This is a genomic window from Pseudomonas sp. AKS31, from assembly GCF_023634765.1.
Lineage (GTDB): Bacteria > Pseudomonadota > Gammaproteobacteria > Pseudomonadales > Pseudomonadaceae > Aquipseudomonas.
In genome coordinates this window covers 41490-55520 of the sequence record NZ_JAMLFX010000010.1, presented here as the reverse complement: position 1 = coordinate 55520, position 14031 = coordinate 41490, and the positions used below count along the sequence as shown (strand labels likewise).

General features: G+C 60.2%; 12 protein-coding genes. 2 read left to right on the top strand and 10 right to left on the bottom strand.

Annotation, left to right across the window (positions count from 1 at the left end; genetic code table 11):
• Nucleotides 1-105: 105 nt before the first annotated feature.
• The 9 genes from M9827_RS21470 to M9827_RS21430 form a co-directional block, all read right to left on the bottom strand.
• Entirely contained in the window at nt 106-537 is a 432-nt protein-coding gene (locus M9827_RS21470; protein ID WP_250607052.1) for a helix-turn-helix domain-containing protein, read from the bottom strand.
• A gap of 42 nt (nt 538-579) precedes the next feature.
• The gene (locus tag M9827_RS21465; RefSeq protein ID WP_250607051.1) at nt 580-999 is read right to left on the bottom strand and encodes a type II toxin-antitoxin system VapC family toxin; all 420 of its coding nucleotides are present in this window, start codon (nt 997-999) and stop codon (nt 580-582) included.
• The gene (locus M9827_RS21460) at nt 996-1241 is read right to left on the bottom strand and encodes a FitA-like ribbon-helix-helix domain-containing protein (RefSeq protein ID WP_034154589.1); all 246 of its coding nucleotides are present in this window, start codon (nt 1239-1241) and stop codon (nt 996-998) included. The genes M9827_RS21465 and M9827_RS21460 overlap by 4 nt, the downstream gene beginning before the upstream one ends.
• A gap of 89 nt (nt 1242-1330) precedes the next feature.
• On the bottom strand, nt 1331-2704 hold the full coding sequence (locus M9827_RS21455; RefSeq protein ID WP_250607050.1) for a DUF1329 domain-containing protein: 1374 nt from the start codon (nt 2702-2704) through the stop codon (nt 1331-1333).
• A 149-nt stretch (nt 2705-2853) separates the two neighbouring features.
• Nucleotides 2854-4812, bottom strand: coding sequence for a DUF1302 domain-containing protein (locus M9827_RS21450; RefSeq protein ID WP_250607049.1), 1959 nt, complete (start codon nt 4810-4812; stop codon nt 2854-2856).
• A 49-nt stretch (nt 4813-4861) separates the two neighbouring features.
• Complete coding sequence (locus M9827_RS21445) at nt 4862-6151, bottom strand: phospholipase C/P1 nuclease family protein (protein ID WP_250607048.1); 1290 nt, start codon at nt 6149-6151, stop codon at nt 4862-4864.
• A gap of 226 nt (nt 6152-6377) precedes the next feature.
• Entirely contained in the window at nt 6378-7946 is a 1569-nt protein-coding gene (locus M9827_RS21440) for an FGGY-family carbohydrate kinase (RefSeq protein WP_250607047.1), read from the bottom strand.
• A 20-nt stretch (nt 7947-7966) separates the two neighbouring features.
• Nucleotides 7967-9559 carry a glycerol-3-phosphate dehydrogenase/oxidase gene (locus M9827_RS21435; RefSeq protein WP_250607046.1) on the bottom strand — a complete coding sequence of 531 codons (1593 nt, stop codon included), beginning with the start codon at nt 9557-9559 and terminating at the stop codon, nt 7967-7969.
• A gap of 5 nt (nt 9560-9564) precedes the next feature.
• Nucleotides 9565-11160 carry an FAD-binding oxidoreductase gene (locus tag M9827_RS21430; RefSeq protein WP_250607045.1) on the bottom strand — a complete coding sequence of 532 codons (1596 nt, stop codon included), beginning with the start codon at nt 11158-11160 and terminating at the stop codon, nt 9565-9567.
• A gap of 208 nt (nt 11161-11368) precedes the next feature.
• Between M9827_RS21430 and gliR the strand changes: the two genes are divergently transcribed.
• Nucleotides 11369-12385, top strand: a complete 1017-nt coding sequence (gene gliR, locus M9827_RS21425; RefSeq protein ID WP_250607044.1) for an AraC family transcriptional regulator GliR — start codon at nt 11369-11371, stop codon at nt 12383-12385.
• 513 nt (nt 12386-12898) lie between these two features.
• Entirely contained in the window at nt 12899-13264 is a 366-nt protein-coding gene (locus M9827_RS21420) for a DUF6124 family protein (protein WP_250607043.1), read from the top strand.
• Nucleotides 13265-13516: 252 nt separating this feature from the next.
• On the opposite strand, the gene M9827_RS21415 is transcribed toward M9827_RS21420, so the two are convergent.
• A complete protein-coding gene (locus M9827_RS21415; RefSeq protein WP_250607042.1) occupies nt 13517-13885 on the bottom strand; it encodes a glyoxalase superfamily protein in 369 nt (122 codons plus the stop codon).
• Between the last annotated feature and the right edge of the window lie 146 nt (nt 13886-14031).

Genomic DNA, 14031 nt, shown 5'->3' with positions numbered 1-14031 from the left:
CCCGCTCCCACAGGGTTTGGAGTCGTTCACAGATGTTGTGTTCGACTCATGACGTGTGGGAGCGGGCTTGCCCGCGATTGTGTTATGGCCTTTCACCGCTTCACGTCAAACCACACCGTGCATAAAAAACTCGACCGGCACTTTAAAGAACTCAGCGAATCCCTTTATCTGGGCAACGGTCATTTTTCGCTTGTTATTCAATATCTCTGAAACAGCACTCTGAGTTGCGATCTCAGACAAGTCCTTCTGTTTAACGCCTCTTTCCGACAGCAGAAACGCCAGCGCTTCAGATTGGGACGAATAAGCAATCAACACCGTTTCATTTTCGTACTCATAAACCCGATCAGCCACAAACTCCGCAAACCGTGCCGCAGCATGATCCTCGGTGTTCGCGTGGGAATAAAGCTCATCAATCAGGGCCATTCGCACTTGCAAGTCATTGTCGTTTTTTATCGGGTTCGCTAGAACGTCAAGAACGGGAAAATCATCAACCATAAAGGAGTCCAGCCTGCTGGCTTCAACCTTTTTACGCTTCATGCGATCACCTTTTTCTTATGATTTTGTTAACTATGAAGTGACTCAGCTCTGCCAAGGATTAATCACCTCGACACCACTGAACTGAAAATCCTTCACGTTACGGGTGGCTATGGGAACACCATGCGTTCGGCAGATAGCAGCAATTTGCGCATCAGCCATCGAAGCCGCACGGCCCTTCGACTCGCACTCAGCGACCAGCGTTGCGTATTCGACAGCGGCATGAGCATCGAACGGAAAAATGCGCCCGGCGAAGTCCTCTTCGAACATCGCCATGGCATGAGCCTCAAGTTTCTGTTTGCGCTTACCGGAAGGCAGCCGTGCGATGCCGTGGAGTATTTCTGCCACGGTCACGGCACTCACAGCCAGTTCCAACGCAGGCTGTGCATCAACCCAGGCGAGCACCCGGGTCTCAGGCTCGATTCGCATGAACTCTGATAGAACGTTGGTATCAAGCACTATCATTCAGAGAAATCCACCGCAGTGGCTTTCTCTGAACGCTCCGGCAAATCGAGGTCTATTCCGCCGACAGCACTGAATCTGTTGCGGATTCGGCTGCCGAGACCACCGGCACGGTCAACCGTCGTCAGAGCCCTGCCTAAAATGAGTCGAGCTTCTTCCTCCATGGAATGCCCATTGTGAGCCGCGGTGATGCGTAGCTGTTCCTTGAGCTTTTCATCAAGGTTTCGAATTGTAATGCTGGCCACGACGCCCCCTGCAATCAATGAAATCACTGATTGCAGGCTAGCACATCTTCAACTATCAAAACTCGGCGACTTTACGAACGGTATCCCGCTTAACGAGTCCCACGCTGGCGCAACGCCGACGGCATGAAGTACGCATCCTCCGGCACCGGTTGAGCGAAATCGACTGTCTCCGCTTCTTCGTTATCAAGGTTCTGCACGTAGTAGCGGCGCGCCTGCAAATCGTGGAAAACATCCAGCGCACTCCACGTCGTCGGCAGGTCGTAGAAGTTTTTCAGGTAGGCCATCGACACCCGCCACAACTCCCCTCGCCCATCGTATTGATCAACCAGCGCGGCGCCCCAGCTGTCTTCATCGAGAAACAGTACACGTTTGGAGTAGATGTGCCGTGCGCCCGGTTTCAGGTTGCCTTCGACCACCCAGACCCGGTGCAGCTCGTAGCGGGTGTATTGCGGGTTGAGGTGGCCCGGGGTGAGCAGTTGCGCGTACTTCACGTCGGGGCTGCTGACTTTGTAGTTGTTATAGGGGATGTAGATTTCCTGTTTGCCCTTGAGCTTCCACTCGTAGCGGTCCGGTGAGCCGTTGAACAGGTCAGTGTCATCGGCGGTGCGCAGGCCATCGGAGGATGCGATTGGTGTGTCGTAGGCAAGGTTCGGTGCACGGCGTACGCGGCGTTGGCCGGCATCGTAGATCCAGGCCTGGCGCGCGTCCTTGAGCTGATCGAGGGTTTCGTGCACGAGTGCAGCCCCGCCGGCCAGGCGCGCTGGGCTTTTCACGAAGGCGAGGTAGTAGAACAGGATGTTTTTCAGATCGGCGAACTGGCCGTTCGGGCGGTAGAAGTTGAACAGCGCTTCCTGCTGCGACGTCACCAGCGCGAAGCTGCCGTTGCGCTGCACCGGCGCCTCGGAGGCGCGGCGCACGACGTAGATGCCGCGATAGCGAGTGATGTGGTTCCACAACACTTCAACGCCGTCCTTGGGCACCGGGAACGGTACGCCGCCGTAGGCATCCGAGAAGCCGCTGCCGCCTTCGAGCAATTTGGCCGAGGTCGCATTCTTGAGAGTGTTGTCATACAGCCATTGCGGCGCCGAGCCGGAGCGGCGGGACGGATAGACCGGCATCTGGAAGGTGTCGGGGTAGCTGTTGAACAGCGCGATCTGGCCGGGGCTGAGGTGCCCTTTGTACTGGTCGAGATTGGCTTTGGTGATGGTGAACAGCGGTTTGTCTGCAGCAAAAGGATCCGGGTGATGCTGACCCGGTTTGTAACCGGCCGGGGCTTGAGTGATGCCACCGGTCCACGCAGGGATGGTGCCGGCGGCGTTGCCGGCGCGCTCGGCGCCCATGGGGGTCAGGGTGGTTTTCAGTTGTTCGGCTTGTTGCGGGGTGATGGCGGCCAGAGCGGTGCCGGCGGCCAGGCCCAATACCAGCCCTAGCGAAGCCTTGGTCAATCTTGAAGTGCGAACCATGATCTTCTCCAAAGTACAAAAACCTGTGGGAGCTGGCTTGCCAGCGATTGCGGAGGGTCATCCACCATTGATGTCGAATGTGCTGCCGTCATCGCGGGCAAGCCCGCTCCCACAGGGGAACGGGGTACCGCAAGATTTGCTCTAGGCAATCACAAGAAATACTTCAGGTTGAACCCGACGTTGTCGCGGTCGCGAATACCGTTGTTCTGCCCGCCGCCGTAGAACTCGGTGTATTGCAGTTCGGCTTCGAGCTTGTTCTGGTAGTTGGCCTTGATCCCCAGCGTGTAGGCCTTGCGACCTTCAATGGTGTTGCCGGCCTGATAGCTATTGCCCTCGAAATCATCCTTGTAAACGATGTAGGGCGAGACGTTGACCCCGGCGTAAACGTCGTTCCAGGTGCCGTTGAGCATGGCCGTGTAGCTGTAGGAATTGCGGTTGACCTGATCGTCACGATCACCGCCCGACACATAGGAATAGTTACCGGTGCCGGCGTAGAAGCGACGGCTGCCGTCATACGCGGTGTATTGCAGACTGCTGCCGCGCAAGTGTTCGGAGGCCAGTTCGAAGATGCCGAACAGCGAGTCGAACGAAGCCGTCGGGCCGAAGTTGTAGATGGTCCCCAGCGAGGTGTTGAACGCTTCGACGCGCTCGGCGTTATTGATCTGGCTGTCGAGCGTCACCATCTGCCCGCCGACGTTGATCGACCGCCCCGTCACCGCCACAGCCGCACCGTTGGCCAGGTCGCCAATCAAATCGTTGGTGGCTGCAACGCCAATTGGCAGGTTCGGCCGATAAGCAATCTCACCAAACACCGACGCCTCGCCCAACGTGGTGTTGAAGCTGAAGCCGTACATGCGGATGTCTTCGGCGTAGCGGCGATGCGCCTGGATATTGCCCATCACATCCGCCGTCGCCAGACCGTTGGCCAGCGCCCCGGCCTGACTGCCAGCGACGCCCGCCAGCAGATTGGTCAGCGCATCCATGTCGATGCCGTTGTAGCCGCCCAGATCCGCCGCGATGGTCGGTTCCTTGGCGTGGTAATTGACCATGTACAACCCGAACTCGGTGCTGTTGAGCTGCTCGGCGATGTAGCGAAAGGCGAAGCCGAACTGGCCATCGTTGCGCGCGTTGTAGTCCTTGCCGATGCTCGCCACTTTCAGCGTGTTGCCGTAGGCCGGAGTGACGCCGTTGGCGTACAGGCCAGTGGTTTGCAGGGCGGGACTCAGCAACGGGTTGTTGCCCAGCGCGCTGTACAAACCGATGACGTTGCCAAACCCCGGCACCGGCGTGTCGAGCGCCGTGCCGCTGAAATTGTTGTAACCGGTGTTGCCGCCATCGGCGAACAGATCGGTTTGCGAGTAGAAGGTGCCGACCGGGTCGATGCGGGTTTCCTTCCAGTTGGTCTGGTAGAAACTCTCCAGGGTCAGCGAGTCGGTCAGGCCGATGTTAAAGCTCAGCGCCTCGACCGGCACCAGCACTTCCTTGACCTCGGCGCCGGGCAAGCGGTACTTGGCGGCGTCCACCGGGTTGGTGGTGTTGATCCCGCCGCGATAGAAAATCCCCTCGCCCCAGTTGAACACTTGCCGACCGACGCGCGCGGTCACCGGCATCTGCGCAACGTCCCAACTGCCGTGCACATAGGCGTCGAGCATCTCGATGCGACTGCCGGCGATGTCGCGGGTCTGCCCGGTGAAATGGTCGTCCTGCGGGTAACTCTGGCTCGGCTGCGAAGGACTGTTGTTGTCGAAGTAGTCGTTGCGCTTGTCCATCAGTTGCGTGTCGTAGAACGCGGTGCCACGCACGAACACGCCGTAGTTCTGATAATTGGCCTCAAGCTCGGAGGTGATCTTGTACACCTCGGAAACCAGCCCGGTGTCGAAGTTGCGATTGCCGTCGTTGGTGTTGACGTCATCGTTAGTCTTGTCGCGGCCCTGCACCCGCCACAAACGGCCGTAAGACAACGTCGTGTCGAGGGAGCCGGTGACCTGCTTGTCCATCAGGCTGAACTCCACCGCGTGCGCCGCATCGACTGCGCACAACTGCAGCAGCCCTGCCAGGCCGACACCGGGGAGCGCGGCGCCCGTCAGGCGCAATCGAGTGTTGATCATCTGTTCCTCCTTCCCTGTTTTTTATTGTTGTGGTGTGCGTTGCCGCGCACTACGGCGCCAATCCCGCGCTGACGTAAATCCGGCTGTGCGCGCCGAAATGTCCGAGTAACCTGAACAGCTGCTGGTTAAGTGCCGGGTGGTCGAAATCTTCGCTATGAAGTTGATTGCCGCTGCTGAAATCACTGCTGACGGGCGCCGTTTCCAGCCACTGGCCGATGGCCTCGTCGAAGGCTGCGGAGTCGTTGACGGCTTCGGCGCTGACCACTTCGCGCAGGTAGTCGACCGAGTACGGCGGGTAGGTTTTGTCCTGGGGCAAATCGGCGTAAGCCGCGAGCATCGGATGCGGCTGACCGGCACGCAGCAGGCGGCGCAGCCAGGTCGACTGGTACTTCTCCACTTCCATATGCCGGGTCGCGACGCGTTCGATGGAGGCTTGTTTGTCCTCAGCGAAACCGACGATGGCCTTGCCTTCCAGCAACAGCAGACTGGCAAGGTCGACGCCCGGCAATGGCTTGGCGTGATACGGCTGGGTCAGGTCCTGAATGTGGTGCAGGCCCCAGCCGAGAAAGCGATAACCCCAATACGGATGGCCGCTGGCAAACGCCAATCGCGCCAGGCCCATGTATTGATACGCGCGCCAGTCCGGCCAACTGCGCTCAAGGAAACCGGCAGCCGCGTACACCACCGCGCTTTCGTGGAAGAAGCCCATGTGGAACGGCGCCTGCGAGCTGTACTGGAAACGCGCATCGCCGAACGGTTGCGGGCCGAAACCGTACAGCGCGCCGACCTCGCCAGGGTTGTCACTGAACAGATTGATGTCGTGGCCGTAATCCGGCTCATCAGCGGCGCTGGCGAGCACGGCGAGAGGCGCGACTTTTTCGTGCTCGGTGATAACGATGAAACGCTGGCGACTCCACGGTGACAGGGTTTGCTCGACCATGACTTGATTGGCCTGCAAATGCTCACGTTCGGGCAGGTCTTTACCGGGCAGCGGCTGAATGACCATCGCCAGATGAATCTCGGGATTGATGCGCAACGCGGTGAGGAAATCGTGGCGCAGATTGTCACTCGGCACCGCCGGCAATTTCAGGTTATCGGGGCGTGGCGGGTACTGAGCGAAGTGCGCGCGGGCGAAGGTTTCCTGTTGCTCCAGCAGCGCCAGCACGGCCGGGTATTGCTCGCTGAGAAAACGCTCCAGTGGCTCGACTTCGACCGCTGGCGCATCGCGCAACGCCGGCAGATCCTGCAACGCCAGATAGCTGCCCACCGTATGGTTCGACCAGCCCCAGGCGCTCGGGGCCGTTGCACAAAGCAGCAACAGGAGGAAGGTCAGCTTCATTGCTTGTCGTTCTTATTGGCGGTGCCGAGGGGGATGAGCCTAACAACCGACCCCGCCGCTGACACTGTCCGATCTCACCAGAAAAGTTCTCCGATGGCGCCACATCGAATCGCAATACGGTCCCTGTAGGAGCTGCCGAAGGCTGCGATCTTTTGACTTTGATTAAAAAACAAGATCAAAAGATCGCAGCCTTCGGCAGCTCCTACAGGGGATTTGTGGTGGTCTGCTAGGCGGGGTAACCGGTGATTTTGCGGATGCTCTGATACAGCGGTTTGAGCTGGCGGTACATGCGCAGGTACACGTCCTTGTACAGTTGCTCATAGATTTTCTGCGCCTCGGGCTGCGGTGTGAAAACCGCGCCGACCCGGGTCATCGCCGCGATGGCCGTGGGGAAATCCGCATGCAATCCCAACCCCACCGCACAGCAAATCGCCGCGCCCAGACCGGACGCTTCATACACATGCGGACGCTCCGCCGGCAGGCCGAAAATATTCGCCGTGAGCTGCATCGCCGCATCACTCTGCGAGCCGCCACCGGCCACGCGCAAACGCTTGACCGAGACCTTCGAACGCCGCTCGATGTTTTCCATTCCCTGGCGCAACGCGTACGCCAGCCCTTCCAGAATCGCCCGGTAAATATGCGCACGGGTGTGCACATCACCGAAGCCGATCATCGCGCCTTTCGCCTCGACACCCGGCTCGCGAATCCCCGGCGACCAGTACGGTTGCAGCATCAGGCCCATCGACCCTGGCGGCACCGCATTGACCAAGGCATCGAACAGTTGCTCCGGCTCGATGCCCTGCTCTTTCGCTTGCTGCATCTCGCGCAAACCGAACTCGTTCTTGAACCAACTGACCATCCAGTAACCGCGATAAATCATCACCTCGCAGTTGTACTGATCCGGCACCGCCGATGGATATGGCGGGATCAACGGGACGATTTCCAGATAGCGCGAGCGGGTGCTGGTGATCGTCGCCGTGGTGCCGTAGGACAGGCACACCGTGCTCGCATCGATCACGCCGGAACCGACCACTTCGCAGGCCTTGTCGGCGCCGGCCGCAATCAGCGGCAAGCCTTCGGGAATACCGGTGTGGCGAGCGGCTTCAGCGGTGATGTAGCCAAGGGTTTCACCGGGTTTGTGCAGGCTCGGCAATTGCTCGGGGCGCACTGCCAGCGCCTGCCATTTCCAGTCACTCGGCGCAGCCCATTTCAAGCGTTTGAAGTCGAACGGCAGATAGCCGACGCAGCAACCCACAGAGTCGACAAAACGCCCGCACAGGCGATGGGTGAGAAAACCGGACAGCAGCAAAAACTTGTCTGTTGCCGCCCAGACTTCCGGCTGATGCTGAGCGATCCAGTTAGCCTCGGCCTGAGCACGAAAATAATCCACGGTGGCCTGGGCCCCGACCAGTTTGAACAGCCAGCCCCACGGTCCTTTGATCCCGCCTTGGACTTCGCTCTGCCGTTGATCGAGCCACAGAATCGCCGGGCGCAATGGCTTGCCCTCAGCATCGACGTTGATCACCGTGCCGCGCTGAGTCGTCAGGGAAACGCCGGCAATCTGCGCGCGATCAATCCCCGTCTGCTGCCAGACCTGCTGGCACGCCTCGCCGAGTTTTGCCCAGTAATACTCCGGATCCTGCTCGGCCCAGCCCGGTTGCGCCGAGTAATACGCCTGCAACTCGACCTTGCCTTTGCCAAGCAGATTGCCCTGCAAATCGAAGAGCAGCGCGCGCACGCTCTGGGTGCCGTTGTCGATGGCCAGCAGGTAACGCTTGTTCGGGTGGTTATCCATGGAGCTCTCTTCAAGGGGCATCATGGCGTGGCATCCGGTAAACCGTGATGGCGTTGCCACAACGCCTGATAACGCTGCACTTCCTGCTGCCAGTGGTCGTCGCTCCAGGCCAGTCGAGGCTGGCAGAGTTGGCGGATGGCGGTGAAATATTCTTCGCCACCGCGCGGTAACAGCAGACCGAGACGCGTGCGGCGCAGCAGTAAATCATCCAGGTGCAAAACCATTTCACTCTCGCAGGCGAACGCCAATTCCGCCCATAACGTGTCCGTAGCGCCGACAGTTTCGTGGCCGACATCTTTGATCAGTTGCGCCAGCCTCGGCAGATTTCGGCCATGCCGTCCGGCCAGACGTCGCCACTGATGGCTGTTGAGTGTCGGGATCGGCAACGCAGGTACAGCGGCAAACACGGGCGCGGCGTCATCGACAAAGGCACGACCCAGCAGGCTCGCGCAGGCCTTGAGCACTTCGATGGCTTGCGGGCGAAACGTGGTCAGTTTGCCGCCGGCCAGTGTCACGCAACCGGGTTCCTGCCACAGCACATGCTCGCGGGTTTCGTTCGACGGTTTGTCTTGAGTCGCACCTGCGCTGCTCACCACCGGACGCACACCGGACCAGGTCGACAACACATCCGCCGCGCTCACTTCGGCGCCGGGAAACTGTTGCGTACAGGCGGCCAGCAGATAGTCGAGCTCTTCGCCGCTGATGCTCGCGCTCTGATCCAGATCGTCGCGATGATCGAGGTCCGTAGTGCCGACCACCGTCGCGCCCTCCCACGGAAAAACAAACACCGGACGCCGATCGCGCTGATGCAGAAAGGTGAATGCCTGCGCCACCGGCAATCGCCAACCCGGCAGCAACAAATGACTGCCGCGCAACGGTCGCAATTGCCGTGGTGCCTCTGGCGGGCGCAAGCGTTCAGCCCAGGCTCCGGTGGCGACAGCAAGCACGCCGCAGCGCAATTGCAATGACGAACCGGCCTCGCAATCCTCGACCTGAACGCCACACACTCGGCCGTTTTCTCGCAGCAAATGTTCGACGCGCACACCATTGACCACGACAGCGCCATCAGCCCGCGCTTCGCTCAACACACGCATCACCAGCCGCGCATCATCGGTCAGCGCATCGACAAAACAGGTGCCACCGAGCAAGTCGTTTTCCTTCACCCCCGGCGCCAGATATCGAAGCTGTTGCGCATCATGAAATCGATGGTTGCGCCGGCCCGCCAAAGCGTCGTAAACGCTCAGCAAACCACCCAACACTCGTGGCCCGGGAAAGCCGCCGCGATAGTGCGGCATCAGGAAACTCATCGGCTCGACCAGCCCCGGCGCTTCGTCGAGCAAGCGCTGACGCTCGCGCACCGAATCGCGGGTCAGGCGCCACTGGCCTTTGGCGATGTAGCGCAAACCGCCATGGACCATTTTCGACGATCGACTGGAGGTGCCCCAGGCAAAATCGCGCTGTTCCAGCAGCAGACAGCGCCAGCCTCGGCGCGCGGCTTCACGCAGGATGCCGGCGCCGCTGATGCCGCCGCCGATGACGATCAGATCCCAGGTTTCCTCGGCCAGCGTCGGCAGAATTTGCCGGCGCCACGCGGCGTTCCAGTGCTGACTCATGGCCGTCACTCCGGCAGCAGCGTGCCGGGGTTGAGGCGCCCGGCCGGATCGAAATGCTTGCTCAGCGCCTGCAAGGTGTCCATCGCCAGTGCGCCCTTCTCACGCAACAGGTACGGCGCGTGATCCTTGCCGACACCGTGCTGGTGACTGATGGTGCCGTGGTTGTCGACGATGGTCTGGCTGGCCGCGTGTTTGAGCGCTTGCCAGCGCGCCAGCGTCGCGGGGTAATCCGCTGCTGGGCGAAACACGTAGGTGGTGTAGATGCTCGAACCTTCGCCGTAGACGTGGGACAGGTGGGTGAACACATGCACGCGCTCGCCCTCAACGGCCAAAGCCTCGCGCAGGCTGTTTTCAACGAGGTTGAGCAGGTGGTCGACATTGCTCCAGTCGGTGGCGGTTTCGAGGGTGTCGACCACGTAACCGGCGTTCCACAGGTTCTCGCGCAAGTAGGGGAAACGGAAGCGGTTCTGCGCCCACTTCTTGCCGAGCAAGGTGCCGGTGAATACGCCGCCAAAGGCCTTGAGGTGTTGTCGCGCCTGTTTCAGCGACAGTGCGTTTTGTCGACGATTGCCGGTCACGCCGAAGGTCAGCAGGCATTTGCCCTCTGCCGCCCCCCTTAGCTTCAAATACTTTTCCAGCCAGGCGATTTGTTGCGGATGACCGGCCAACGCCAGCTGCGTTTCGGTTTCCACCGCGTTGGACAGGCGCAGCATCGACAGCGGCACGCGTGCCTGGGCCAATTGGCGGATCGCCCTTAGCGCTTGCGGCCAGTCGGGTAGAAACACGCCGTAGAAACGCTCATCAGCAGGCAATGCGCTGATCCGCACCTTGACCTCGGAAATGATCCCGAAACGGCCCTCGCAACCGAGCACCACTTCGCGCAGATCGGGCCCGGCGGCAGAGGCCGGGAAGGTTGGAATCTCCAGCGGCCCGACGAAGGTTTCCAGGGTTCCGCCCGCAAACAATTGCTCGATGCGGCCATAGCGCAGCGACTGCTGGCCGCTGGAACGACTGGCGACCCAACCACCCAGCGTCGACAGCTCCCACGACTGCGGGAAATGCCCCAGCGTGTAGCCTTTCGCACGCAACTGGCTCTCGACCTGCGGCCCGCTCGCGCCGGGGCCGAACGTCGCCAGCAGGCTTTGTTCATCGAGGTCGATCAGGCGATTCATCCGCGCCAGTGAAACCGTCACCACTGGCCGCGCAGAATTTGCTGGATTGATGTGCCCGGCCACCGACGTGCCGCCGCCATAGGGGATCAGGCACAGGTCCTGTTCGTGAGCGAGCGCCAGCAACTGGCGGATGTGTTCGGCGGTCTCGGGAAACGCCACCGCATCGGGATAATTGCCCAGCGCACCTTCGCGCAACGCCAGCCAGTCCGGCAGGCTCTGCCCTCGCGCATGCAGCAAGCGGTCATGGGCATCGACGCTGTACAAGGTGTGCGCCGGCAATCGCGAGGCCGGCACGCGGACCAATGCGGATTCCAGCGTGGCATCGGGCAGCGCGCGCCCCTCGCCCAGTCTTTCATGAAGAAACTCCGCGCCTTGGGCCGGCAGTTCGACCACCGTGCTTGCATCTCCCCAGCCATTCCAGCGTCGCATGCGTGTGTCCTTCTAACCGTCAGATCAGTGATATTTCAGGCCTCCATACTAGCCAGCGGCCGCCAGGTGTCACGGTCGCATCCGGCCAGTTCATGTAGCCAATTGAGTCAAACGTCGCGCAAGCGTCAGCCATTTACTTTAGTCGGGGTTTCAAATTACCTTTCAGGCTTTCATCCGCCCACGCGGCCGTCGATCAAAGGAAGGGATCATGCAATCGCTCGGCTTCACCTCGGTTCCGCCTCTGCTCAAGTACCTGCGCCATGCCGAACAACTGGGCATGGCCATCGAGCCTGCGTTGGCGGCGGCGGGTTTGCAGGCGCAGCAGTTGAGCGACAACACCCTGCGTTTGCCCGGTGAGGCGCATGAACGCTTGCTGGATTATTTTTGCGAACACTCGGGTGATCCGCTGTTCGGCCTCAACGCGGCGAATTTCGTCCTGCCCAATTCGTGGAGTGTGCTCGGTTACATCACCATGAACTGCGCGACCCTCGGTGATGCGATGAGCCGGATCATGCCGTTCGAAAAACTGGTTGGCGACATGGGCGTCAGCCGCGCCGAGGTGCAGGACGGCCACGTACATTTGATCTGGACCTGCCGTTATCAGCGCCCGCGAATCCGCCGGCATCTGGTGGAAAACGTCCTCGGTTCGTGGCTGCACTATGCGCGCTGGATCGCTGATACGCAGATGTCGCCGGCCGCGGTCTGGCTCGAACATGCGTGCCCGGTCGAAGCCACGCCGGCGCAGTACGAAGCGTTTTTTGATTGCCCGGTGTTGTTCGATCAGCCGTATTCGGCGCTGGTCGTGCCGCTGGCTTATTTGCAGTTGCCGTTGCGTCAGGCCGATGCGCAGTTGCTGCGGACGCTGGAAGAACATGCGCTGGGCTTGATGGCGACACTGGAGGATGCGTCGCTGGAACAGCAGGTGAAGAACATTCTGCGGCAGTTGCTCAAGGAGGGGTTGCCGCGCAAGGAACAGGTCGCCGAACAGCTCGCTGTTTCCGTGCGGACGTTGCAGCGACAGTTGCATCAGGCGGGGACGTCGTATCAGCAGATTCTCGATGATTTGCGTCAGGAGCTGGCTGAACATTATCTGCTCAACAGCACGCTGCCGATTCAGGACATTGCGCAGTACCTGGGGTTTACCGAACCGCGCTCGTTTCACCGCACGTTCAAGAGTCGACGCGGGATGCCGCCGGGGGAGTTTCGGCAGATGCATCGGGGGTGATTGTTCCGGCCTCATCGCTGGCAAGCCAGCTCCCACAGTGTCCGAGTCGTCCACTAAATCGATTGCTTGCACATAAACCTGTGGGAGCTGGCTTGCCAGCGATGGCGTCAGTGGCAGCCAACAATTCCCACAGGCAAATCTTCGATACTTGAGCGTAATAAACATCCCGCACCACAGGTGTTTAAAGACACTCAGCGTTACGCGAAACAACCCACAAACCCTTGCGCCACTGCCTACGCCTGCGCCAGAATCCGCCGGCTTGTGCGCCCTGAGCATGCTGCGTAACTTGATTGCGTCACTGATTCCCAGTGATCGAGCTTAGCGGCTCGGCTACATTCGCTCCCCGCTGCACGAATATCATCCAGTCAGGTATTTGCCTGCGCTTAATGGTGGCTGTGCGCATGGCACCTTCGGGTGCGCCGGGGTGGGATGCGACCGGTCCGCTAACTTGCGCACAGCTGCCTCCCTTTTGCTTAGCGGCGAAATGGATGCGGCTTTAAAAGGTACGCTCCCATGTTCAAAGTAACGCCAAATCCGCCGGTCACCGACCCGGCCTCCCCCTACGAATCCGCCGATTCGAAGAAATTCCACGAAGCCGCCGAACGCGCCCTCGAGCACTACCTCGGTCCGACGAACGCCGACCTCATGGCCACGCCCTACTCCCCAAACACGCTATACATGGCCAATCCCCAAGCCGACACCGAATCCCTGTTAGCCGACGCCAGCGAAACTCTTGGCTCAGCGACCGTCATGCTCAACAACCATGCCGCGCAGGTTGAAGGCACTCACCGCAAAACACTGCAGGGTATTGCGCAAGTGGTGATGGTGGCGGAAATGGCCGTGAATCGTGTGTTGGACAGGTTAGTGCCGACCGAGTAACGAAAAAGCCCGCGACGCTAACTGTGATGGTTAGGTGGCGGGCTTCTTTTTGCGGTGTGCCATTTACCCTCACCCCAGCCCTCTCCCGGAGGGAGAGGGGGCCGACCGAGGTGTCTGGCGCTAGACATCGACCTGAATGACCGAGTCGATTATGGATTCGACCGAGCAGGTTCAGGTCGGTGTATCTCTCAAGCATCCCCGGATCGGTCCCCTCTCCCTCTGGGAGAGGGCTAGGGTGAGGGGCTTTTCGCTTCAGAGGCAGATCGCGTTGGTAAACACCAACCGATTACCAAACGGATCAACGATCGTCATGTCCTGACTCCCCCACGGCATCGCCTGAATCCCCGGGTGAGAGAACTTGTAATCCTTGGCCATCAACTGCTGCTGAAACGCCTCCAGCTCATCGGTCTCGATGCGCAGCGCCGAACCCGGCGTCGCATCGCCATGATGCTCAGACAGATGCAGCACGCACTCGCCCCGCGACACCTGCAGATACAACGGAAAATTCGCCTCGAAGCGATGCTGCCAGTCGATCTTGAAACCCAGAAAATCGACGTAGAACTCGACAGCTTTGGCTTCATCGAAGATCCGCAGGATCGGGGTGGTTTTGCCGAAGCTCATGGGGTGCTCCCTGACTGATTGGCCCCACAGTGTAGACGGGGTGGATGTCAGCAATTCGGCTTGGGCTGGCGTTTCTTTAATCGCACAGTGCCACTATGGGACATAGATCAAAAGATCGCAGCCTTCGGCAGCTCCTACAGAAGGTC

Excerpts from the sequence above, each read along its gene's own strand:
- gliR (WP_250607044.1), top strand. The coding sequence starts at position 11,369 with ATGCAATCGCTCGGCTTCACCTCGGTTCCGCCTCTGCTCAAGTACCTG.
- M9827_RS21455 (WP_250607050.1), bottom strand. The coding sequence starts at position 2,704 with ATGGTTCGCACTTCAAGATTGACCAAGGCTTCGCTAGGGCTGGTATTG.
- M9827_RS21420 (WP_250607043.1), top strand. The coding sequence starts at position 12,899 with ATGTTCAAAGTAACGCCAAATCCGCCGGTCACCGACCCGGCCTCCCCC.
- M9827_RS21440 (WP_250607047.1), bottom strand. The coding sequence starts at position 7,946 with ATGGATAACCACCCGAACAAGCGTTACCTGCTGGCCATCGACAACGGC.
- M9827_RS21415 (WP_250607042.1), bottom strand. The coding sequence starts at position 13,885 with ATGAGCTTCGGCAAAACCACCCCGATCCTGCGGATCTTCGATGAAGCC.
- M9827_RS21445 (WP_250607048.1), bottom strand. The coding sequence starts at position 6,151 with ATGAAGCTGACCTTCCTCCTGTTGCTGCTTTGTGCAACGGCCCCGAGC.
- M9827_RS21435 (WP_250607046.1), bottom strand. The coding sequence starts at position 9,559 with ATGAGTCAGCACTGGAACGCCGCGTGGCGCCGGCAAATTCTGCCGACG.
- M9827_RS21470 (WP_250607052.1), bottom strand. The coding sequence starts at position 537 with ATGAAGCGTAAAAAGGTTGAAGCCAGCAGGCTGGACTCCTTTATGGTT.
- M9827_RS21465 (WP_250607051.1), bottom strand. The coding sequence starts at position 999 with ATGATAGTGCTTGATACCAACGTTCTATCAGAGTTCATGCGAATCGAG.
- M9827_RS21430 (WP_250607045.1), bottom strand. The coding sequence starts at position 11,160 with ATGCGACGCTGGAATGGCTGGGGAGATGCAAGCACGGTGGTCGAACTG.
- M9827_RS21450 (WP_250607049.1), bottom strand. The coding sequence starts at position 4,812 with ATGATCAACACTCGATTGCGCCTGACGGGCGCCGCGCTCCCCGGTGTC.